Origin of the sequence: Streptomyces sp. NPDC090119 (assembly GCF_044747085.1) — a bacterium.
Taxonomy (GTDB): domain Bacteria; phylum Actinomycetota; class Actinomycetes; order Streptomycetales; family Streptomycetaceae; genus Streptomyces.
Genome location: NZ_JBIVDK010000002.1, coordinates 966262 through 987848, shown reverse-complemented (window position 1 = coordinate 987848; position 21587 = coordinate 966262). Strand labels below are relative to the sequence as shown.

The window sequence follows — 21587 nt, the reverse complement described above, 5'->3', positions numbered from 1 at the left end:
GAGGCTTCCACCGTGCCGGCAGACGAGATCCGGGGTGCCGTGCACGGCACCGCCCCCGTCCCCCTCTCCGTACTCGACCTGGTCACCGTGGGAGCCGGGAGCACCGCCACCGACGCGCTGCGCACCAGCGTGGAGCTGGCCCGGTTCACCGAGGCGCGCGGGTTCCACCGCTACTGGGTCGCCGAGCACCACTCGATGCCGGGCGTCGCCTCCTCCTCGCCGGCCGTCATCCTGGCGAACCTCGCCGCCCACACCGACCGCATCCGGCTCGGGTCGGGCGGCGTCATGCTGCCCAACCACGCCCCGCTGGTCATCGCCGAGCAGTTCGGCACCCTGGAGGCCATGGCGCCGGGCCGCATCGACCTCGGTCTCGGCCGGGCGCCGGGCACGGACGGGGCGACGGCGGCCGCGCTGCGCCGCTCCGACACCCTGAACGAGGGCGCCGACGACTTCCCGCAGCAGCTCGCCGAGCTGACCCGGTTCCTCGACGACGACTTCCCCGACGGGCACCCCTACGCCCGTATCCACGCCATCCCCGGCCCGGTGCAGGGCAGCACCCCCGGCGGCACGCAGTCGGCGCACCGGCCGGTGATCTGGCTGCTCGGCTCCTCCGGCTTCAGCGCCCAGCTGGCCGGAATGCTCGGCCTGCCCTTCGCCTTCGCGCACCACTTCTCCGCGCAGAACACCGTCCCGGCGCTCGACCTGTACCGGGAGACGTTCCGCCCCTCCGAGGTGCTGGCCGAGCCCTACGCCCTCATCGGTGTCTCCGCGCTCGCCACCGACGACGAGGCCGAGGCGGGCCGCCAGGTGCGGGCGACCGCGCTGAACATGCTCTGGCTGCGCATGGGCCGTCCCGGACTCTTCCCCGACCCCGAGGACGCCGCCCGGCACGAATTCAGCCCGATGGAGGAGGAGTTCGCGTCCTCCTTCACCCGCAACATCGTGCACGGCACCGCCGACGAGGTCCGCTCCGGGCTGGACGACCTGCAGAAGCGCACCGGCGCCGACGAGCTGATGCTCACCAGCCACGCCCACCGCGGCGAACTGCGGCTGCGCTCCTACGAGCTGATCGCCGACGCCTACGGCCTGCCCGCCGCGTAACTCCGCACCCCTGGGGGGTGTCTCGTCGGTCAGGCCGGGCTCGCGGCCGGCCTCACCGACGAGACACCCCCCAGCAGCTCCGTGATGCGGTCCGGTGGCACCGGGCGGGAGTACAGCCAGCCCTGCCCGGTGTCACAGCCGATCCGGCGCAGCCGGGTGGCCTGCGCCGAGGTCTCCACGCACTCGGCGGTGACGGTCAGCCCGAGCCGGTGGGCCAGCTGGATCATCGCCTCCACGATCACCTCGTCGGCCGGGTTGGCCGTCGTACCGGCCCGGCTCGGATCACCGCCCTCGTACTGGAAGCCGCGCACGAAGGACCCGTCCAGCTTCAGCACCGAGACCGGGAGGCGGCTGAGGTAGGCCAGGTTCGAGTAGCCGGTGCCGAAGTCGTCGATCGCGATCCGTACGCCCATGTCGCTGAGGGCCTGGAGCGCCTGGATCGGGCGGCCGCCGGAACCCATCACGGCCGACTCGGTCAGCTCCAGCTGGAGCAGCTGCGGGGCGAGCCCGGTCTCGCTGAGCGTGCCCGCCACGTCCGCCACCAGGTCGGAGTCCCACACCTGGCGCACGGCCACGTTCACGCTGACGAAGATGGGCGGCTCGTCCGGATGGGCGAGCTGCCACTGCCGGGCCTGGCGGCAGGCGGTGACCAGCGCCCAGCGGCCGAGCTGCACGATCGAGCCGTCCTCCTCGGCCAGCTGGATGAACCGATTCGGCGTCAGCATCCCGAACTGCGGGTGATGCCAGCGCACCAGCGCCTCCACCCCGCTCAGCCGCCCGTCCTCCATGCCGACCAGCGGCTGGTACTCCAGCGCGAACTCCCCGCGCTCGATGGCCGGGCGGAGCGTGGAGGACAGGGCCTGCCGGGTGACGCGGTGCGCGTTGCGCTCGGGGTCGAACAGGGTCCAGCGGGCCTTGCCGTCGGCCTTCGCCCAGTACAGCGTGGTGTCGGCGGCCTGCATCAGACCGGTGGCCGTCGTCCCGGCGGTGTGCCGCTCGACCACCCCGATGGACGCGGTCAGCGACAGCCGTCGTCCGGCCAGGTCGAAGGGTTCCTCCAGCGCCCGCAGCGCGGAGGCGGCGAGGTCGGAGAGCTGTTCGGTGCCGGTGGAGTCCTCCACGAGCAGCGCGAACTCGTCGCCGCCGAGCCGGGCCACCAGCGGGGCACCCGCCCGCGCGCCCTCGGTCTCCTCGGCCACATGGGTCAGCCGCTTGGCCACGGCCTCCAGCAGCCGGTCGCCGACGCGGTGGCCCAGGGTGTCGTTGACCGCCTTGAACCCGTCGAGGTCCAGACAGCACAGGCCGATCCGCCCGGTGCCGCTGTCGGTGCCGTCCTCCGGCTCCGCCTCCAGCGCGGCCGACAGCCGCTCGAAGAACAGGGTGCGGTTGGGCAGCCGGGTCACCGGATCGTGCATGCGCAAGTGCCGCAGCCGCGCCTGGAGTTCACGGCGGGCGCTGATGTCGGAGACGGACAGCAGGGCGCCCGGGGTGCCCTCGGTCAGCGGGGTGACGGTGATGCGCACCCAGACGGGGTCGCCGTCCGGCTGTTTGAGGCGCCGGGTGCAGCGCAGCCGGTCCTGGCGGCCGCCGAGCACCTCGCGGTAGGCGTGCCGGGTGCGCGGGTCGGGCGCCAGGTCGACCAGGTCGGCGGCGGGGCGTCCGGCCAGCGCCTCGGCGGACGTGCCCAGCAGCGCTCCCAGCGCGGTGTTGGCGTGTGCGACCAGCCCGTCGGGGGTCACCACGGCCATGGGGAGCGGGGCCGTCGTGAAGACCCGGTGGTAGGTCATGTGGTCACCGTCTGTCACGGCTGACCGGTCGAGGTCTGCCGCGGGCGTCGGCCCTTCGGACGTTCCGCTCACCGCTCGCTCCCGCAGTGCACTCGATCCCAGTCCGTGCCGGAAAGTGTGCCGATCATAGAGGCTGGTCCCGGCCCCTTCCAGCCGGTCTCCAGTCTCCCCGACCGACCCACCCTCCTGACAGATCGTTTCTGCCCGGACCTGGACGGGTTCTTGAGGCCCACGACCACTTGTGACGTTCCGTGAGTGGTTCGGGGTGTCGGCCACCGGAGTGGCCGCCGGGGTGACCGCGGGAGCGACCGCAGGGGCGCAAACGGGCGTACTCACCCTTCCGGTTCAGGTAAACAGGGCATAGCGCAACATAAGCACACAGTCTGGGTGGCGGTGTCCCGCGAACCGCGACCGGAGGTCCCAGACGTGCCCAAGCTGCGCAGCACCGCCGCCGTGGCCACCACGATGTCGGCGCTCGCCGCGACCTCGATCCTCACCGGCCCCTCGGTGGCCGACGGCTTCTCGCCCGAGCCCTGCGCGCTGCACCGCACCGACGCCCACCACTCCGAGGGCCTGGACACCTGGAACTCCGCCTACCCCCGCCCCGACGGCCGGCTCGACGCCGCCCTGGTCTTCCTGTCGTTCCCGGACGCCGCCCCGCGCACCACCCCCGCCGAACTGACCGCCGACCACTTCCCGGCCACCAGCCGCTACTTCGAGCAGGCGTCCTACGGCCGCTTCACCCTGCGCCCGCACCCGCTGGACCGCTGGCTGCGGATGCCGCGCCCGTCGACCGCGTACGCCATAAAACGGGACTGGGGCGCCGCGGACCGCGCCGCCTATCTGCGGGACGCGTTCGCCGTGGCCGACAAGGCACTGGACTTCTCCCGCTACGACGTGGTCTACCTGGTCGCCGACCCGGACGCGCCCGGCGTGGACTCCGACGCCACCAAGGTGGTCAACCTCGACTCGCCCGTCCGGCTGGACGGCACCGACGTGCGCCGGGTCGTCACGGTCTTCGAGCAGCATCCGCCCGACCGGCTGGTGCTGGCCCACGAGACCGGGCACGCGTTCGACCTCCCCGACCTCTACCACCGCCCGACCGACTCCAAGGACGACTGGGACACCCATGTCGGCGACTGGGACCTGATGGGCAGCCAGTTCGGCGAGGCCCCGGATCTGTTCGGCTGGCACAAGTGGAAGCTGGGCTGGCTGGACCCCCGCCAGGTGGCCTGCGTCCGGGGTGCGGGCCCGACCCGGCTCACCCTGGAGCCGCTCGCGGCCGGGCCCGGCGTCCCGGTGCGCGACGCCTCCGGTACCCCGGCCTTCGGGCTCGGCAACGGCACCAAGCTCGCCGTGGTGCGCACCGGCCCCGACAGTGCCCTCGCCTTCGAGGCCCGGAACCCGGCGGGCAACGACCGTACGGCGTGCAAGCAGGGCATCCTCGTCTACCGGGTGCGCGCGGACGTCGCGTCCGGGGACGGCCCGATCGAGGTGGTGGACGCGCATCCGCACACCGAGGCGTGCTGGGAGAACTCCGTCTATCCGCCGCTGGCCGACGCCCCGGTGTCGCTGGGGGAGAGCTTCACCGTGCCGGGGGACGGGGTGAAGGTGGAGGTCGAGGAGCGCACGGCCGCCGGGGCGTGGACGGTACGGATCACGCCGGGGGTGGGCGGCTGAGGCGGGGTACGAGAGGCGGGGTACGCGAAAGGCCCCCGCTCGCGCGAGGGCCTTCGTTGTCTGTGCGCCGCCAGGGACTCGAACCCCGGACCCGCTGATTAAGAGTCAGCTGCTCTAACCAACTGAGCTAGCGGCGCCTGCTGACGTCGTAGACCTTAGCACCCTGGTCGGCGGGAGGAAAAATCGATATCCGGGCCGCCACGCGGGCCGCGCGCACCGCCGCCCAGAGCATCACCTCGGGGCCGGGAAGCCAGGGATGCCGGGTGTCCGGGGCGACCAGCCAGCGGGAGCCCGCCGGGGTGGTCCCGGAGTCTCCCTCCAGCGCCGGGACGGTCACCGCGTCCCCGGTGCCATGGCACAGCAGCGGCGGGACGGCGTGGGTGCGCGGGCCCCATTCCTCCCAGGCCAGCAGCGAGGGCAGCCGTTGGGCGGTGCCCGGTGCCGCGAACAGCAGGGTCCGGCCCCGGTGCACCGCGACCGGGCCGCAGCCGGGCCCCTCCTCCCACAGCCGGTCCAGCATCCGGCGCCCGAACACCGCGGGCGCGCTCACCACGTCGAAGACCGTGCCGCACGGCAGCACGACCGGGGCGCCGGGCCGCTCCTCCCAGAAGGCGAGCGTGCTGCGCGGATACGTGCCCGCGGAGGCGAGCCAGGCGGCTCCCTCGGCGGTGGCGGCGGTGACGTCCGGCGCACTGGTCATGCACACAGGTCTACCGGCGGTGAGCGGGCGGTTTCCCTGGGTTGCGGAAATTGGGGACACGAGGGGGCGGGAGGGGGTATCTTGCCCGCCTGGCATATGCCAGATGCGCGGGGCCGCTACCTGGCAGGTGCCTCGCTAGTGCGGATCGGCCGCCCGGCGGCCCTCGGGGTCCGCGCCCCGCAGCAGGTCCCGGCCGAACTCCACCATCTTCTTGGCGTAGTCCTCGGTCCACTCCGCCCGCTCGGCGATGTCCGCCGCCGTCAGCCGGTCGAACCGGCGCGGGTCGGCGAGCTGGGCCGCCGCCACGGCCTGGAACTCCATGGCCCGGTCGGCCGCGGCGCGGAACGCCTGGGTCAGCTCCGTGGCCCGGGTCAACAGGGCGCGCGGATCGTCCATCGACTCCAGGTCGAAGAAGTGCTCCGGATCGGCGGCCGCCTCCGCGGGCTCGAAGAGCAGGGGCGCGGGGCGTAGCCGCGGTTCGTTCCGACGCGGCGAGGGCTCCGCCATGTCTTCATCTCCTCCTCGTACGTTCGCTTGCACTCGGCCCCGCCTGAGGCCGGACCACCGTCCATTGTCCCGCGCCGGTGCAAGAGGGCCCCAGGGCCAGGCATGCACCGACGGTCAGGGCCGGTACGGGACGCGGTGTTCGGCCAGGTGGGCCAGGACCGCGTGGTTCGCCTCCCAGCCGTCCGGGAACTTCACCAGGGTGCCCAGCTGGACCGGTTCCGTGGACGGGTACTCGTCCAGCAGGTCGCTCACCCCGGCGCGGCACACCACGACGCACGCGTGCCGGTGCCGGGAGGCCAGGACGCACAGGCGGCCGGTCTCCAGGTGGAACGCGGTGGCGTCCGGGCGGCCGGAGAGCGGGTGCAGGACCACCGTCACGTCGTACTCCCGGCCCTGGAGCCGGTTCGCGGTGTCGACGGTCACGCCCACCACGCCCAGGTCCGCCAGCGCCGCGCGGACCGCCGCCGCCTGGTCCCGGTGGGCGGTGCCCACGGCGACCCGGTCGGCGGTCAGCGGCGTCGGCGTCTCCGCGCGCTCCGAGACGGCCGCGCCCCCTCGGTCCAGCAGCCGCCGCACCACCAGGGCCACCGCCCGCACCGCCTCCGGGTCGGTGCGCGGGGTGTGCCGGGCGGGCAGCTCCAGCAGCCCCCAGCCGGACTCCGCCGCCTCGTCGATCACCCGGTCCGGGCCCGACCCGTCCGACGGCACCGCGAAGGCGAGCCGCCGCTCCCCGTGCCCGGTCCCGCTGCGGAACGGCGTGTACGGGTAGAACGCGGCCGACACCAGCGGCGCCGCCGACGCGGGCAGCCGCCAGGACACCGGCAGCCGGTGCTGCGGCAGCCGGGGATTGTGCGCGAGCAGGGTGGACACCGCCGAGGCCGACGGATCGTAGGACAGGCCCGCCCACTGGTCGCCGCCCACCGTGGAGAACGGGTCCAGCTGGCCGGGGTCGCCCACGAACAGCGCCCGCTCGAACAGCCCGGCCACGGCCAGCAGCGAGTCCGAGCGCATCTGGTACGCCTCGTCGACGATCGCGTGCCGCCACGGCTCGTCCACCGAGACATGCGCCCACTTCGCGGCCGTGGACAGCACCACCGGCATACCGGCCAGGTCGGCCGCCTTCGCCGACGTACGGACGTTGGGGAGCGCGTCCAGCGCCTTGTCGTAGGCGTCGGTGTCACTGCTGTGCAGGCGGCCCACCGGCAGGTCGGGGTTCTTCTCCGCGAGGCGCAGCACCAGGTCGTCCACCTGGGCGTTGGTCTGCGCCACCACCATCAGCGGGCGGCCCGCCTCGGCCAGCTCCAGCGCGGCCCGGACCACCAGCGTCGACTTGCCCGCGCCGGGCGGCGAGTCCACCACGACACCGCGCTCGGTGCCGTGCAGGGTGTCGGCGAGGATCGCGTCCGTGGCGCGCGTGGCGGCGGCCGCCGGGTCGAAGTCCACGGTCGTCACAGCACGTCCTCCTCGGTCACCCCGTCCGGGACCTCCGCGACGGGCGCCCCGGGCGGCCCGCCGTGCGTCCACGGGGTCTGCTCCGGGTCGGGCAGCTTGGCGCCGCCGCGCTGCTCGTGCTCGAAGAGCGTGAAGCACACCGCGTCGCCCTTCTCCGGCACCGAACCGGCCTCCGGCTCCTTGCCCCGGCCCATCTTGTCCATGATCCGCAGCACCAGCACGCCGTCCTCCGGCGCGCCCTCGTACCCGGCGAACTCCGCCGTCTGCGGCTTGCCGTTCAGCGAGCGGTACACCTTGGCGCGCGCACCCAGATGCGGGCGGTCCTCGGTGCGCACGGTCACCAGCGGGCGCGGGCTCGGCCGTTTGCCCTCGCTGTACGCCATGACCACCTCGGTCACCTCGCCCGCGAGCGCCTCCCCGGCCAGCCGCCGGGCCGCCATCACCAGCGGGTCGTCCAGCGCCTCCTGCGCCTCAAGCCGGGCCTGCTCGCGCTCCCGCGTGGCCAGCTTGTTCGCCGCGGTCACCGCGTCGTCCCGGCGCGGCTGCGGGGGTTCGCCCGCCGTGATCCGGTCCCGGTGCGCGGTGAACGACCAGCGGTCCCTGGTCCACCGCTGCTCGACGTGCCCGCCCTCCGGGAGCGTCCGCAGCAGGTCGAGCCCGCGCCAGACGGCGTCCCAGGTCGGCCGGGTACGGCTCTCGACCAGCTCGCGGATGTCCCGCTCGGCTGCCGTGAGGGCGGTCAGCAGGTCCTCCGCGCCCGGGGCGTCCTCGGCGGCGGCCAGCGCGGTGCGCGCCCGGTCGTACCGCTCGATGGCGGGGGCCAGCAGCTTGTTGTCGAACGCCGGGTCGGTGGCCGGGCCCGCCGGAGGACACTGGAGCTGGCCCGCCGCGTCCCGCTCCCGCTCCGCGCGGGCCGCCGCCTCGGCGCCGGTCTCGCCCTCGGGCGGGTCGATCCAGGCCAGCAGGGCGCCCAGATGCTGGTCCTCCACCACGGACTGACCGGTCGCCCAGTGCCGGGACAGTGCGTCGGTCAGCGCCAGCAGCAGCGAGGAACCCGGCACCCGGGACCGCTCGCCGTAGTGCGTCAGCCAACGGCCCAGCAACGGCACGCGCGGCGGCGCCGGATACGGCGTCTCCGGCTCCTGCTCGGCCGTACGCCGGAACCGCATCGAGCGGCCCAGCAGCCGGACGAGGTCCAGGCCCGCGCGGCTCGGCACCACGAGCTGGGGCGCGTCCACGCACAGGTCGACCTCGACCTTGACCCGCTTGCCGGTCTCCGGGTCGGTGTCGGTGCGCTCGGCCGTCTCCACCGCCTCCGCGCAGGAGTCGAGGTGCGGCAGCACGATGTTGGCCAGCTCGGCGAGGAACGCGAACCGCAGATCACGGTCACGGGGCTGCGGCACGACCAGCAGCCGGGGCGCGTCCCGGTCGGTGCCGACCAGCGCGCCCAGTGGGGCGCCCGTCTCACCGGCGGTGGTCAGGGGCACGAACACCAGCGGGCGGTCGGACAGATGACGGTGCCGGACGGTCGCGGCGGGCTGGGCCCGGCCGGTGGCGACCGCCTCCAGGCGGGCCAGGGTGGCGATCAGGGACACGGCACGGCCTCCCGGTCCGCCGCGCGGGCGAGCGCCTCGGCGCGCAGGGCGGCGGCCCGGCGCAGCGCGGCCACCACCGGATCGTCCGGGTCGCCGCTCTCGCCGCGCGCCGCCGACAGCACCTCCTGGACGGTGCCCAGACCGCCCAGCTCGGCGCGGAGCGGACGGCCCAGCCGGGTCACCGCGTCGGCCGCGCGGGACCGCTCCCGGCAGTGGAAGGCCAGCTCGCACGAGGACAGGCACTCGGGCGCGTAGGTCGCCGGGACCGCGTCGACGGCCGCCGTCAGCTCACCGGCCGGGCGCTCCGGGTCGAAGCAGGTGCCCTCGGGCAACTCCTCCGCGATGGTCTCCACCCGGGTCAGCCGGGTCAGCTGCCGCGCGGTGACCGCCCGCTGCGCGCGTACGTCGACCGCGCGGGCGGTGGCCAGGTTGGAGAAGTCCTTCGGGCACACCAGCAGCACCTCGTGCCGCACGGCGGGCGGCGGGGTCAGCCGGGCCGCGACCGCCTCCAGCGCCAGCACGTACACCGCCGCCTGGCGGGCGGCCGCGCCCACCTTCGCCGGGTCGGCCGAGCCGTCCAGCATCGGGAACGACTTGATCTCCACGACCGTCCAGCCGCCGTCGGGGTGCACCACGACCGCGTCCGGCTCCAGGAAGGCGGGCGAACCCGCCACGTCCAGCGCCAGCATCGGGTGGTCCAGCAGCGTCCAGCCGCCCGCCTCCACCGCCTCGCGCAGCGCCAGCGCCGTACGCGCGGTGCGCCCCTCGGGGCCCGGTGCGCTCAGGTCCGGCACCGACGCCCCGGCGGGTGCCTCCGCGGCCGGGTCCAGCAGGGTGTGGGTGAGCCGCAGCAGCTCGGCCCCGCCGTCCGCCTTCACGCGGGCCTCGAAGGTGTTGCCCCGGATCAGCGCGAACTGGGACTGCCCGTACTCCGAGGGGGCGCCCAGCGCGCCGGCGAGCGCGGCCTTGTCCACCCCGGCGCCGTCCAGGATCGCGCGTCTGCGGCAGCCCGGGTTGGCCGCGAGCGCCGCGAGGGCGCGCGCGTCCAGCGCCTTGGCCGGGACGTCGGGACCGCGCAGCTCAGCGAGCCGGTGCCGCAGCGCCGTCCCCGGCTTCGCTGGGGGAGGCGTCGGTTCCGGCCGCGGGGTCGACCCGCGACTCGCGCTGCCGTGGAATTCGCTCACCCGCGGAAGTCTGGCATCCGTCACTGACAATCGGAGCGGGACCGGTGTTTCCGGCCGCCGTGAGCGGGGCCGCCCAGGCGGTCAGCCGCAGCCGCGCGGCCGTCGCGGCCCGCGTCACGAACGGGGCCAACAGCAGCCCGGCGCCCATCACGGCCGCGCCCGCGACCGCGTCCAGGAAGTAGTGGTTGGCGGTGCCCATGACCACGATCGCGGTCAGCAGCGGGTAGCCGATCGCGGCGATCCTGGCCCAGCGGGTACGGCCGCACTTCCACAGCATCACCCCGCAGAACAGGGCCCAGCCGACGTGCAGGCTCGGCATCGCCGCGTACTGGTTGGTCATGCCGCCCATGCCGCGCGGGGCGCTGGCCTCGCTGCCCCACCAGCCGTACGCGCTGTAGTGCGCCATGGTGTCCACGAAGCCGTGGCCGGGGGAGAGCAGCCGGGGCGGGCAGGTGGGCAGCAGGGTGAAGCCTATGAGACCTATGAACGTCGACGTCATCAGCCAGGTGCGGGCCGCCCGGTAGTGCTCGGCACGGAACCGGAACAGCCAGACCAGGACCGCGGGCGTGACCAGGTAGTGCAGCGAGGCGTACCAGAAGTCGGCCGGCACCCCTATCCAGGGCTCGGCCGTGAAGAGCCGGTTCAGCGGGTGCTCGGCGTTCAGATACAGCGCCTGCTCGACGCGGAGGATGGCCAGACCGTGGTCCACCGCGGAGGCGACGTCCCCGCGGGCGAGGAGCCGACCGGCGGTGTAGCAGCCGTAGACCAGAAGGATCAGCGGCAGTTCGGTCCACCAGCGCGGGCGGGTACGCGGCTCCGCCCCGGTGTTCGCTGCCTCGGTCTGCCGCATCCGATCGCCCTCCCCCTTCGCACTGCTCGGCACCCCCCGCGGGCGCCGTGACACCTTACGGTGTCGGGCCGCCCGTCCGCGCGGGCGTTCCGGCTCTCGAAGACGCCCGGATCGCCCTGCGGGTTGCCCGCGCGCGGGGTGCGCGATGATGGAAGGACCGCGCATCGCGTTTCCCCGGCGTCCATTCGGCGTCCCGCTTCCGGAAAGGTTTCCTCATGGCACCGCGCATCCTGCTGGCCCGGCACGGACAGACGGCCTGGTCGCTGTCCGGCAAGCACACGGGCCGGACCGACGTGCCGCTCCTGGAGGAGGGCAGGCGCGGGGCCAAGCTGCTCGGCGAACGGCTGCGGCAGACCCCGCCGGCCGGTTTCGCGGACGTGGAGGTGCGCACCAGCCCGCTGGTCCGCGCGCACGAGACCTGTGAGCTGGCCGGGTTCGGCGACCGCGCCGAGGCGTGGGACACGCTCATGGAGTGGGACTACGGCGCCTACGAGGGCATGAAGCCCACCGAGATCCAGGCCGTCCGCCCCGGCTGGCTGATCTGGCGCGACGGCGTACCCGAGGGCGAGACCCTCGCCGAGGTGACCGCCCGCGCGGACGAGGTCGTGCGGTGGGCCCGCTCCGCCGACCGCGACGTCCTGATCTTCGCCCACGGCCACATCCTGCGCTCCATCGGCGCCCGCTGGCTCGGCCTCCCCCTCGACTTCGCCGCCCGCCTCCGCCTCAACCCCACCTCCCTGTCCACCCTCGGCTGGGCGTACGGCGAACCGGCGATCGAGAGCTGGAACGACACGGGGCACCTGGCGGGCTAGGGGCGCTACCCCCGCCGGGGCCGGGGCAGCGAGGCGTGCCGGTCCAGGAAGTCCGCGACCCCCGCGGCACGGCGGTGCGGGAGCAGGACGCGGGCGGTGCCCGCCAGCATGGTCTGGATGCGGGACGACTGGACCTGCGCGAGGAGCTCCAGGACCCGCAGACCGGCCGCCGCCGCCTCGTCCGGGTGGCCGTCGCGGGCCAGGTCGTCGGCAAGTTCGGCCGTGTACAGGGCGATGTTGCGGGAGAAGTGCGGGTCCTGCAGCCGGGTCGCGCGGCGGGCGTGCCGGGACGCGCGGCGCCAGTCGCCCAGCGTCGACCAGCACTGCGCCTCGAGACCCGCCAGCTCGGCCTCGCCGTAGAAGCTCATCCACTCCGGGTCGGCGTCGGAGATGCCGCGCCCGAACAGCGCCTGCGCCCGGACGAGCGCCTGCTCGCAGCCGGTGCGGTCCGCGAGCCCCGCCCAGCCGCCCGCCTCGCGCAGCGCGAGCAGCGACATCAGCCGGGGCGACCCCAGCGGACGGGCGGCCCGCTGCGCCGCCTGCGCCGAGCGGACCGCCTCGCGGGGGCGCCCGGCGTCCCGCGCGAGGAAGGCGGTGTTGCAGAAGGCGTGCGCCTCCAGGCCCGCGTCCCCGGTCATCCGGGCGGTGGCCAGCGCCTCCGCGTAGTGCGAGCGGGCGTCGTCGAAACGGCCCGAGTCATGGGCCAGCCAGCCCACCGAGATGGCCAGTTCACCGGCGCCCGAGTGGAGCCGCTCGGCGGTGGTCTGCCGGGTCGCGCCCGCGTCCAGCAGGGCGTACGCGACACGCAACGGCTCCGCCGCGCGCCGGTACAGGCCGTCCGCGCCGTGCTTGTCGTCCAGCAGCCGGATGCGCCGGACGGCCTCCTCGACGGCGGCCGCCTCCGACGAACCCGGCCGCCGCGAGGCCGCCGAGGCGTCCCCGGCGATGCCCAGCGGGCCCAGCGCGGCGGCGGTCGCCACCGTGGCACTCGTACCGGTCATGAATGCGCGACGCAGCACGTCGCTCTCCTCGTGGTTCAGGGGGTCGATCGGGTACGGCCGATGGGCGCCGTACGGGGCGTCGCGGTCGTAGGGGTGCTCGTGCGCGGCCGGTGCCGCCGCGGGGGCGGCCGCCGGGCGGGCGCCTCGCCCACGCACCGCCGAGCGCGGCGCGAAGCCGAGGTCGGTGAGCGTGCGGCCGGGGAACAGGTGCAGGAACACCCGCTCGTACGCGTAGTTGGGACAGCGGATCTCACCCGCCTCGACTCTCCCGACGTAGCGCGCGTCACAGCTCACCCGCTCGCCGATCTCCCGCGCCGCGCGCCGCACCAAGGCGGCGAACTCCGCCGGGGAACGGCGGCCGCGCAGCTGCCGGAAGGCGGTGTTGGGGCGGGGCGGCCGGTCGGGCTGCGCCGAGGTATCGGTTGACGACGCCATGGCCGGTCCTCTCGTGCGAACCGTCGAACCATGCCGGAACACGGCCTCGCACGGGCATGGTTGCCCGTGTGACACCGTGGGTCCGGCGGGGCAAGAACGTACCCGCTGTGTCCGACCCGACACGCAGTGTTTAGCTACAAACCGGATATCTCATCCACGATCCGCCATGAACTGCCATCCTTTGCGGCGCACTTGTGCCGTAGCCCTTGACGCGGTCGCCCGTTGTACCTCACGGACCGCAACAGGCAGCGTGCTGGAGGCCGGCATGGAGACCCGTCCGAACAACGATCCTTGTCCGGTGCCTTCGTGGTCACGGCAACGCGGCGACGTGGCGCCCGACCTCGTCACGGTACCGACCCGCCAGGGTCTGGAGGCCGTCGACATCCTGCGCCGCGAGGCCGCCGAGGGCGTGGGCCCGGTGCTGCACGACGACGGCCGTGACACCCTCGGCTTCCTCGTCCCGCCCGGCACGGCGGGCAGCTGGGACGTGCCGGGCAGCACCTGCGTCCGGACCTCGGGGCGCGGCCTCAGGCTGGCCCCGGAGCCGCCCGTGCAGGGCTCGGACTGGCTGCTGCCGCCCGGCGAGGCCGACCTCGCCACCGACCCGGCCGTGCTGCGCCGGGCGCTCGGCGAGGCGGCCCGGCTGATCGAGGCCGCCGACAGCTGCTGCTGAGCCTCCCCACCGCAGCTGAGCTCCTCCGCCGCCGCCGAGCCTCCCCGCCGTGCGGCGGGCCCCCGCGCCACCTGCGAGAATGGCCCGATGGGCAGGTCCAGGGACAACCGGCGCAGAGCGGCCGCCGAAGCCGTGGTGGAGGCCGTCGAGGGCGGCCTCGCGGAACTCATACCCGATCCGGACCGGGCACGGGCCTGGTCGCTGCTGATCGACGGCGCGCCCCAGTCGCACGTCGACCTCGACGACCCGGCACACCTCTCCTTCGAGTACCAGCGCCGCATCGGCCATGTCATCGACCTCGTCGCCCCGCCCGGCAAGCCCGTCCAGGCCGTGCACCTCGGCGGCGGCGCGCTCACCCTGGCCCGGTACACCGCCGCGACCCGGCCCCGCTCGACCCAGCAGGTGGTGGAGCGCGACGCGGCCCTGGTCCAACTCGTCCGCCGCGAACTCCCCCTGGACCCCGGCGCCCGGATACGGGTGCGCGCGGCCGACGCCCGCGAGGGGCTCGCCAAGGTGCCGGACGGCTGGGCCGACCTGATCGTCGCCGACGTGTTCAGCGGCGCCCGCACCCCGGCCCACCTGACGTCCGCCGAGTTCCTGGACGAGGTCCGCCGCGCCCTGCGCCCCGGCGGCGTCTACACCGCGAACCTCGCCGACGGGCCGCCGCTCGCCCACCTGCGCGGCCAGATCGCCACGGCGGCGGCCCGGTTCGCCGAACTGGCCCTGATCGCCGACCCGGCGGTGCTGCGCGGCAAACGCTTCGGCAACGCCATCCTCATCGCCTCCGACCTCCCGCTCCCGCTGGCCGAGCTGACCCGCCGTGCCGCCTCCGACCCCCACCCGGCCCGCCTCGAACACGGGCCCAGGCTCACGGACTTCACGGGCGGGGCGGCCCCGGTGACGGACACCTCGGCGGTGGCCTCACCGGCTCCGCCGCCGTCGGTGTTCCGCTGAGGGAGCCCGGCACGGACCCCCGAGAGGCCCGTCAGAGCACCGGCGGTCCCGCCTCGACGCGGCGCAGCACCGGGGCGAGGCGGTCCAGGTCGGGGCCGTCCTGGTCCTGCCGTTCGTCCCACCAGGTGGCACCGGCGTCCCGCAGGGGGCCGACCAGGTCCCTGGCCTTCGCCGCGTCGGTGGGTGTGGCACCGCCGAGCACGAAGTCGAAGGGGCGCTCCTCCCCGGCCGGACGGTGCCGGTTCACGTACTCGATCAGCTCGCGCACCTCCGCCAGGTGCGGCACCTGGCCGTGCAGGGCGGACTCGAAGAGCGGTACCGCGCCGTCCCAACGCGCCGCCCGCCGCATGGGCGCGCGCTTCGGCCAGAATCCGCCGATCCACACCGGCGGACCGGGCTGCTGGACGGTGGCGGGCAGCAGCGTCACGTCCCGGACCTCGTAGTGCTCGCCATGGTGGTCCACCGGCTCACCGGACCAGAAGCGGCCGAGCAACCCCAGTCCCTCGTCCAGCCGTTCGGCGAGCACGGGCGGCTCGGTGGTGTCGCCGAAGCTGGCGTACTCGTCCTTGACCGGACCGCCCAGCCCGGCCGCGAAGGTCACCCGGCCGCCGCTGAGCTGGTCCAGGGTGGCCACCTGGCGGGCCAGTTGCTGCGGGCGGTAACGGGGGACCGGCGTCAGCAGGGTGCCCAGCCGGATGCGGGAGGTGGTCAGCGCGGCCGCGGTCAGCAGCATCCAGGGATCTCCGAAGGGGCGCCCCTGGTGCCTCCGGTGCAGCACGTGGTCCCAGACGAAGAGGCCGTCCCAGCCCGCCTGTTCGGCGGCGGTCGCCAGGGTGGCGACGTTGCGCGGGTCGGCGAAGTCACCGAAGTTCGGGATGTTGACGGAGAAGCGCATCACAGCAGGATGCGCGGCCGGTCACGGAGCGGCAACCGCTTTGCGGGACCGGCCACTTCGTCGATCAGTACGTCTGCACGTCCACGTGCGGCGGCCCGTCGTGCCAGTCGCAGAAGACCGTCACCCGGTCCGTGCTGCGGCTGAACTCGACCCTGATCCAGGTCTCCGTCTTCCACACCTGCATCGACCAGCCGGTGCCCGGCGTCGCGGAGACCAGGGTGGCGCTCACGGGGCCCAGGGCGAACACCGCCCGGCCGCCGCCCGTGTCGTACGCCTTGACGTCGCCGGAGGGGGTGGTGGGGGCCGGGGGAGTCGGAGTGGGCGCGGGGGTGGCGCGGGTCGGGGTGGGGGACGGGGGCGGCGTGGTGCGGCGGGGCGTGGGTGTGGGTGTGGGCCTGCGGGTGGGGGGCGTGGGAGGTGGCGGTGTGGCGGTGGAGGCGTGGGCCGCCGCCTCGGCCGCGGTGATCGGCACGGCGCGCGGGGGGTCGTACGCGGTGCCCGCCATCACCGTGTGCACGCCCCACCAGGACAGCGTGGTCGCCGCCGCGGTGGCCAGCAGCCACGCCAGTACGTGTACGAGTCCTCTGCGCATCGGGGCCATACTGCCCCAGCCGCCACCCGCCGCGCAGGCGACCCCAGTTGTCCACAGGTGTGCACAGGGAGTTGTCCACAGGCCAACACTTGGCAGGTGCGCATGGCGTACGGTGCGGCGCATGGCAAGTGTGCTCGTGGTCGAGGACGATCAGTTCGTCCGCTCGGCGCTGATCCGGCATCTCACCGACGCCGCCCACGTGGTGCGCAGCGTCGGCACCGCGCTGGAGGCGCTGCGCGAGGTCGCCCATCTCCGGTTCGACGTGGTCATACTCGACCTCGGCCTGCCCGACCTGGACGGCTCCGAGGCGCTGAAGATGCTGCGCGGCATCACCGACGTGCCCGTCATCATCGCCACCGCGCGGGACGACGAGACGGAGATCGTCCGGCTGCTCAACGACGGCGCGGACGACTACCTGACCAAGCCCTTCTCGGTGGAGCACCTCTCCGCCCGTATCGCCGCCGTGCTGCGCCGCTCCCGCTCCGGTGCCGCCGAGGCACCGCCCTCGCCGGTGATCCGGGTCGGCGGCCTCACCGTCGACCCGCTGCGCCGCCAGGCCGAGCTGGACGGCGCCCGACTCGACCTGACGCGCCGCGAGTTCGACCTGCTCGCCTTCCTCGCGGGCCGCCCCGGTGTGGTCGTCCCGCGCAAGGAACTGCTCGCCGAGGTCTGGCAGCAGTCCTACGGCGACGACCAGACCATCGACGTCCATCTGTCCTGGCTCAGACGCAAGCTGGGCGAGACGGCGGCCCGGCCCCGCTATCTGCACACCCTGCGCGGTGTCGGGGTCAAGCTGGAGCCGCCCGCCGTGGGGGAGCCCCGATGAGATGGGCCCTGGTCAAGGTCTGCCTGGCGGTGACCACGATGGTCGTCGTCGCCTTCGCCGTCCCGCTGGGCCTGGTCGTGAAGGAGATGGCCCGCGACCGTGCCTTCGCGGGCGCGGAGCGCGAGGCCGCCGCCGTCGCGCCCGCGCTGTCCATCACCACCGACCGGGGTGAGCTGGAGCGGGTGGTCGCGGCGGCCGGGGCAGACTCCGGGATGTCCGTGCACCTGCCCGCCGACGGCGGCCGGGGCGCGCTCGACCTCGGCCGGGGGCGGGCCGCCGCGCGGGACATCGAGGCCGTGCGCCGGATGGGCCGGGCCTCCACCACCGAGGTCACCGGGGGCTCCGCGCTGCTTCAGCCGGTCGCGCTCGGCTCCGGCGCCATCGCCGTGGTCGAGGTGTGGGTGCCCGAGGCCGCGATGAGCAACGGCGTGGGCACGGCCTGGGCGGTCCTCGCCGCCGTGGGGCTCGCGCTGATCGCCGGTTCCGTCGCGGTCGCCGACCGGCTCGGGGTGCGGATGGTGCGGCCCGCCCGGCGGCTGGTGGAGGGCGCGCACGAACTGGGCGAGGGGCAGCTCGGCGCCCGGGTCCCCGAGGAGGGGCCGACCGAACTGCGGCTCGCCGCGGTCGCGTTCAACTCCATGGCCGACCAGGTCGTCCAGCTCCTCGCCAACGAACGGGAACTGGCGGCCGACCTCTCGCACCGGCTGCGCACCCCGCTCACCGTGCTCCGGCTGAACGCCGCCTCGCTGGGCGCCGGTGCCGCCGCCGACCAGACCCGGGCCGCCGTGGCCCAGCTGGAGGGCGAGGTCGACACGATCATCCGTACCGCCCGCGAGGCCAAGCCGCAGACGGCGGCCGTGGGACCGGGCACGGGCTGTGACGTGGCCGAAGTGGTGCGCGGGCGCATGGAGTTCTGGTCGGCGCTCGCCGAGGACGAGGGCCGCAAGTGGCGGGTGGCCGGAGCGGAGCGGCCGGTACGGGTGCCGGTGGCCCGCGCCGACCTGGCCGCCGCGCTGGACGCCCTGCTCGGCAATGTCTTCCGGCACACCGCGGAGGGCACCGCCTTCGCGGTCGACGTCCACCACGCCGAGGACGCGGTGATCGTGCTGGTCTCCGACGCGGGCCCCGGCATATCCGACCCCCGGGCGGCGATGGCCCGCGGCCGGGGTTCCGGTGCGGCGGGCTCGACCGGGCTCGGACTGGACATCGTGCGCCGTCTCGCCGAGTCCACGGGCGGCGACGTCCGCATCGGCTCCTCCGTGCTGGGCGGCACCGAGGTGCGGATCTGGCTCCAGCTGGACGCCCGCAAGCCCGCCGGACGCGGCCACCGGGGCGCCGTGCGCAGGCGGCGCAAGCTGATACCCACCCGCTGACCGGTCCCGATCTTTAACCGGTCCCGATGCCTTCCTTAAGCGGACCCTAAGCCTTTCAACCACCGTCCCTGATAGGCCGATTGCCGGTTTCCGCGTCGATAGCGTGCTGCCACCACCCCCCACCCCCGCACGAAGGACAGGCACGCCAATGAGCACGCACCGGCGCAGGATCAGTGGCAGGAACAAGGCGATAGGCGGCGTGGTCGCGGCCGCCGTGGCCGGTGGCGGCGCGGTCCTGGTGACCGGGGTCGCGCACGCCGCCGGGGTCGGCGCCGCGTACACCAAGACCAGCGAGTGGTCGACCGGGTACAGCGCCCAGTACGTCGTCACCAACGACACCGGCGCGGCCGAGAAGGACTGGAGCCTGGAGTTCGACCTCCCGGCCGGTGCCAAGCTCGGCTCGCTGTGGAACGCCGAGTCCAGCGTGAGCGGACAGCACGTCACGGTGAAGGCCGCCAAGTGGGACACCGACGGGCTGGCCGCGGGCAAGTCGGTCACCGTCGGCTTCGTCGTCGACGGCGCCGGCGACCCCACCGGCTGTCGGATCGACGGCTCCGAGTGCGCCGCCGACCCCGCCGCGACCCCCGAGCCCAGTGGCCGCCCCACCGAGCCCGAGACCCCGGCGCCCACCCAGAGCACCCCCAGCCAGCCGGAGACGCCGGTCCCCACCAAGGCCGCGGGCAACGGCACCAAGGCGGCGGCCGGGTTCGCCCCGTACGTCGACACCTCGCTCTACCCGGCCTTCGACCTGCTCGGCACCGCCGACGCCACCGGCGTGAAGAACTTCAACCTGGCCTTCGTCACCGACGGCGGCGGCTGCACCCCCAAGTGGGGCGGCGTGAGCGACCTGACCGCCGACGGCGTGGCCGCCCAGATCGGCGACCTGCGCGCCAAGGGCGGTGACGTCCGCGTCTCCTTCGGCGGCGCCTCCGGCTCGGAGCTCGCCACCACCTGCGGCTCCGCCGACGCCCTGGCCGCCGCCTACGGCAAGGCCGTCGACGCCTTCAAGCTGACCAAGGTCGACTTCGACGTCGAGGGCGGCGCGCTGCCCAACACCGCCGCCAACACCAAGCGCGCCCAGGCCATCGCCAAGCTCCAGGCCGCCCACCCCGACCTGAACGTCTCCTACACCCTCCCGGTGATGCCCGAGGGCCTCACCCAGGACGGCGTGAACCTGCTGGCCGACGCCAAGGCCAACGGCGTCCGCGTCGACGGCGTCAACATCATGGCGATGGACTACGGCCCGGCGTACAGCGGCGACATGGGCGACTACGCGATCCAGGCCGCCACCGCCACCCAGGGCCAGATCAAGGGCGTGCTCGCGCTCTCCGAGGACGACGCCTGGAAGACGGTCGGCGTCACCCCGATGATCGGTGTCAACGACGTGGCCACCGAGATCTTCAAGGTCGACGACGCCGGCCAGCTGGTCGACTTCGCCAAGTCCAAGGGCATCGGCTCGCTGTCCATGTGGTCCGGCACCCGTGACAAGGCGTGCGACGGCGGCACCAAGCCCACCGCCGACGCCACGTGCAGCTCGATCACCCAGGACAAGTTCGCCTTCTCCAAGGCGTTCGCCGCCTTCAACTAGGCGCGCATGAGCGTGAGGCCCGGCGGTGTCCAGACCGCCGGGCCTCACCCATGTGCGGCGCTCAGCCCGCCGACTCCACCGACGGCAGCGCGCCCGTGCGGGCCGCCTCGCCGTACCAGCGGGCGCTGGACTTCGGAGTGCGGGCCAGGGTCGCGTAGTCGACGTAGACCGCGCCGAACCGCTTCTGGTAGCCGTAGGACCACTCGAAGTTGTCCAGCAGGGACCACAGGTAGTAGCCGCGCACGTCGGCGCCGTCGCGCAGGGCGTGCCGGACCGCCGAGAGGTGGCCGTGCAGGTAGGCGACGCGCTCGGGGTCGTGCACCCGGCCGTCCGCGTCCGGCTTGTCGTCGTAGGCGGCGCCGTTCTCCGTGATGTACAGCGGGAGTCCGGGGGCCTCGCGGGTGTAGCGCATCAGCAGGTCGTACAGGCCGGTCGGGTCTACGGTCCAGCCCATCTCGGTGCGCTCGCCGGGGCTCTGGTGGAAGAGCACGTCGTCGGCGCCGGGCCAGGGGGAGTGCTCGCTCGCGCCGTGGCCGTCCGCGCGCGGGCCGCTGACCTTGTCGGTCACCGCCGAGACCAGCGCCGGGGTGTAGTAGTTCAGGCCCAGCGCGTCCAGCGGGGCGTTCGCGGTGGCGAGGTCGCCGTCCAGGACGAAGGACCAGTCGGTGAGCGGGGCCGTCGCGGTGAGCAGGGACTCGGGGTAGGCGCCGTGCAGCATCGGGCCGTGGAAGACCCCGTTGGCCAGGTCGTCGATGCGCCGGGCCGCCGCCAGGTCCGCCGGGTCCTGCGAAACCGGGCGTACTGCGGCCGAGTTGAGGCTGACCGCGACCTGGTTGCGGGCGGGCATCGCCGCGCGCAGCGCCGAAGCGCCGAGACCGTGCGCCAGGTTGAGATGGTGGGCCGCCTTCAGCGAGGCCACCGGGTCGGTCCGGCCGGGGGCGTGCACCCCGGAGCCGTAGCCCAGGAAGGCGCTGCACCAGGGCTCGTTGAGGGTGATCCAGCTCTCCACCCGGTCGCCCAGCGCCTCGCCGACCAGGTGCGCGTACTCGGCGAACCGGTGCGCGGTGTCCCGCTCCGGCCAGCCGCCCGCGTCCTCCAACTCCTGCGGGAGGTCCCAGTGGTAGAGGGTGACGGCGGGCTTGATGCCGTTCGCCAGCAGCTCGTCCACCAGCCGCCGGTAGAAGTCCAGGCCGATCTGCACCGCCGGACCCCGCCCGGTCGGCTGCACCCGCGACCAGGAGACGGAGAAGCGGTACGCGCCGAGCCCCAGGTCCGCCATGAGGGCCACGTCGTCGCGGTAGCGGTGGTAGTGGTCGACGGCCACGTCACCGGTCTCGCCGCCCGCTGTCCTGCCGGGCGTATGACTGAAGGTGTCCCAGATCGAGGGCGTACGGCCGCCCTCGCGCACCGCCCCCTCGATCTGGTACGCGGAGGTCGCCGCCCCCCAGAGGAAGGCCGGCGGGAAGGTGACCTCGGAGGCCACGGGGGAGACCACGGAGGAGGAGTCGGGCATGGAAGCGCTCCCATCGAGAGTCGGGAAGACGTCGGGAAGACTCGGGGTAACTCGGGGTGAGGGGAAGGG

Annotated in this window: 19 protein-coding genes and 1 tRNA gene; 8 read left to right on the top strand and 12 right to left on the bottom strand. The window is 74.3% G+C overall.

Features of this window, described 5'->3' with window-relative positions; genetic code table 11:
• The first annotated feature begins 12 nt into the window (after positions 1–12).
• Positions 13–1101 (top strand): LLM class flavin-dependent oxidoreductase, encoded by a 1089-nt coding sequence (locus ACIPPM_RS11860; protein WP_401446020.1) that lies wholly within the window; start codon positions 13–15, stop codon positions 1099–1101.
• A gap of 29 nt (positions 1102–1130) precedes the next feature.
• Here the strand turns inward: ACIPPM_RS11860 and ACIPPM_RS11855 are convergent, their stop codons facing one another.
• Complete coding sequence (locus ACIPPM_RS11855) at positions 1131–2960, bottom strand: putative bifunctional diguanylate cyclase/phosphodiesterase (RefSeq protein ID WP_401446017.1); 1830 nt, start codon at positions 2958–2960, stop codon at positions 1131–1133.
• 393 nt (positions 2961–3353) lie between these two features.
• On the opposite strand from ACIPPM_RS11855, the gene ACIPPM_RS11850 reads away from it, so the two are divergent.
• Positions 3354–4568, top strand: coding sequence for a M6 family metalloprotease domain-containing protein (locus tag ACIPPM_RS11850; RefSeq protein WP_401446453.1), 1215 nt, complete (start codon positions 3354–3356; stop codon positions 4566–4568).
• 63 nt (positions 4569–4631) lie between these two features.
• On the opposite strand, the gene ACIPPM_RS11845 is transcribed toward ACIPPM_RS11850, so the two are convergent.
• The 7 genes from ACIPPM_RS11845 to ACIPPM_RS11815 all read right to left on the bottom strand — a co-directional run bounded on the left by ACIPPM_RS11845 (position 4632) and on the right by ACIPPM_RS11815 (position 10856).
• Positions 4632–4705 (bottom strand) — tRNA-Lys (locus ACIPPM_RS11845).
• Positions 4696–5328: a bifunctional DNA primase/polymerase gene (locus tag ACIPPM_RS11840; RefSeq protein ID WP_401446015.1), complete on the bottom strand. Its 633-nt coding sequence runs from the start codon at positions 5326–5328 to the stop codon at positions 4696–4698. Before ACIPPM_RS11840 ends, ACIPPM_RS11845 begins: the two co-directional genes overlap by 10 nt.
• A 75-nt stretch (positions 5329–5403) precedes the next feature.
• On the bottom strand, positions 5404–5775 hold the full coding sequence (locus ACIPPM_RS11835; protein WP_399710496.1) for a hypothetical protein: 372 nt from the start codon (positions 5773–5775) through the stop codon (positions 5404–5406).
• 114 nt (positions 5776–5889) lie between these two features.
• Complete coding sequence (locus ACIPPM_RS11830; RefSeq protein WP_401446012.1) at positions 5890–7227, bottom strand: AAA family ATPase; 1338 nt, start codon at positions 7225–7227, stop codon at positions 5890–5892.
• Complete coding sequence (locus tag ACIPPM_RS11825; RefSeq protein WP_401446009.1) at positions 7224–8822, bottom strand: hypothetical protein; 1599 nt, start codon at positions 8820–8822, stop codon at positions 7224–7226. The genes ACIPPM_RS11830 and ACIPPM_RS11825 overlap by 4 nt, the downstream gene beginning before the upstream one ends.
• The gene (locus ACIPPM_RS11820) at positions 8813–10006 is read right to left on the bottom strand and encodes a hypothetical protein (protein WP_401446006.1); all 1194 of its coding nucleotides are present in this window, start codon (positions 10004–10006) and stop codon (positions 8813–8815) included. Before ACIPPM_RS11820 ends, ACIPPM_RS11825 begins: the two co-directional genes overlap by 10 nt.
• Positions 9903–10856 carry a phosphatase PAP2 family protein gene (locus ACIPPM_RS11815; RefSeq protein WP_401446004.1) on the bottom strand — a complete coding sequence of 318 codons (954 nt, stop codon included), beginning with the start codon at positions 10854–10856 and terminating at the stop codon, positions 9903–9905. Before ACIPPM_RS11815 ends, ACIPPM_RS11820 begins: the two co-directional genes overlap by 104 nt.
• A gap of 215 nt (positions 10857–11071) precedes the next feature.
• Here ACIPPM_RS11815 and ACIPPM_RS11810 point away from each other — a divergent pair, with 215 nt between their 5' ends.
• Positions 11072–11668: a histidine phosphatase family protein gene (locus ACIPPM_RS11810; RefSeq protein WP_401446002.1), complete on the top strand. Its 597-nt coding sequence runs from the start codon at positions 11072–11074 to the stop codon at positions 11666–11668.
• Positions 11669–11673: 5 nt separating this feature from the next.
• Here ACIPPM_RS11810 and ACIPPM_RS11805 read toward each other — a convergent pair whose 3' ends face one another.
• Positions 11674–13104: a hypothetical protein gene (locus ACIPPM_RS11805; protein WP_401446000.1), complete on the bottom strand. Its 1431-nt coding sequence runs from the start codon at positions 13102–13104 to the stop codon at positions 11674–11676.
• Positions 13105–13369: 265 nt separating this feature from the next.
• On the opposite strand from ACIPPM_RS11805, the gene ACIPPM_RS11800 reads away from it, so the two are divergent.
• Positions 13370–13777, top strand: coding sequence for a hypothetical protein (locus ACIPPM_RS11800; protein WP_401445998.1), 408 nt, complete (start codon positions 13370–13372; stop codon positions 13775–13777).
• Between the two features lie 87 nt (positions 13778–13864).
• Positions 13865–14731 carry a spermidine synthase gene (locus tag ACIPPM_RS11795; RefSeq protein WP_393596730.1) on the top strand — a complete coding sequence of 289 codons (867 nt, stop codon included), beginning with the start codon at positions 13865–13867 and terminating at the stop codon, positions 14729–14731.
• Between the two features lie 31 nt (positions 14732–14762).
• Here ACIPPM_RS11795 and ACIPPM_RS11790 read toward each other — a convergent pair whose 3' ends face one another.
• Together ACIPPM_RS11790 and ACIPPM_RS11785 are read right to left on the bottom strand one after the other, a co-directional pair.
• A complete protein-coding gene (locus tag ACIPPM_RS11790; RefSeq protein ID WP_401445996.1) occupies positions 14763–15626 on the bottom strand; it encodes an LLM class flavin-dependent oxidoreductase in 864 nt (287 codons plus the stop codon).
• A 64-nt stretch (positions 15627–15690) separates the two neighbouring features.
• Entirely contained in the window at positions 15691–16218 is a 528-nt protein-coding gene (locus tag ACIPPM_RS11785; protein ID WP_401445993.1) for a hypothetical protein, read from the bottom strand.
• A gap of 121 nt (positions 16219–16339) precedes the next feature.
• Here ACIPPM_RS11785 and ACIPPM_RS11780 point away from each other — a divergent pair, with 121 nt between their 5' ends.
• The 3 genes from ACIPPM_RS11780 to ACIPPM_RS11770 all read left to right on the top strand — a co-directional run bounded on the left by ACIPPM_RS11780 (position 16340) and on the right by ACIPPM_RS11770 (position 20005).
• On the top strand, positions 16340–17044 hold the full coding sequence (locus tag ACIPPM_RS11780) for a response regulator transcription factor (RefSeq protein ID WP_393913696.1): 705 nt from the start codon (positions 16340–16342) through the stop codon (positions 17042–17044).
• Complete coding sequence (locus ACIPPM_RS11775) at positions 17041–18417, top strand: sensor histidine kinase (protein ID WP_401445990.1); 1377 nt, start codon at positions 17041–17043, stop codon at positions 18415–18417. The genes ACIPPM_RS11780 and ACIPPM_RS11775 overlap by 4 nt, the downstream gene beginning before the upstream one ends.
• A 148-nt stretch (positions 18418–18565) precedes the next feature.
• A complete protein-coding gene (locus tag ACIPPM_RS11770; protein ID WP_401445988.1) occupies positions 18566–20005 on the top strand; it encodes a cellulose binding domain-containing protein in 1440 nt (479 codons plus the stop codon).
• Positions 20006–20066: 61 nt separating this feature from the next.
• Here the strand turns inward: ACIPPM_RS11770 and ACIPPM_RS11765 are convergent, their stop codons facing one another.
• Positions 20067–21518 carry a GH1 family beta-glucosidase gene (locus ACIPPM_RS11765; protein ID WP_401445985.1) on the bottom strand — a complete coding sequence of 484 codons (1452 nt, stop codon included), beginning with the start codon at positions 21516–21518 and terminating at the stop codon, positions 20067–20069.
• Positions 21519–21587: the final 69 nt, after the last annotated feature.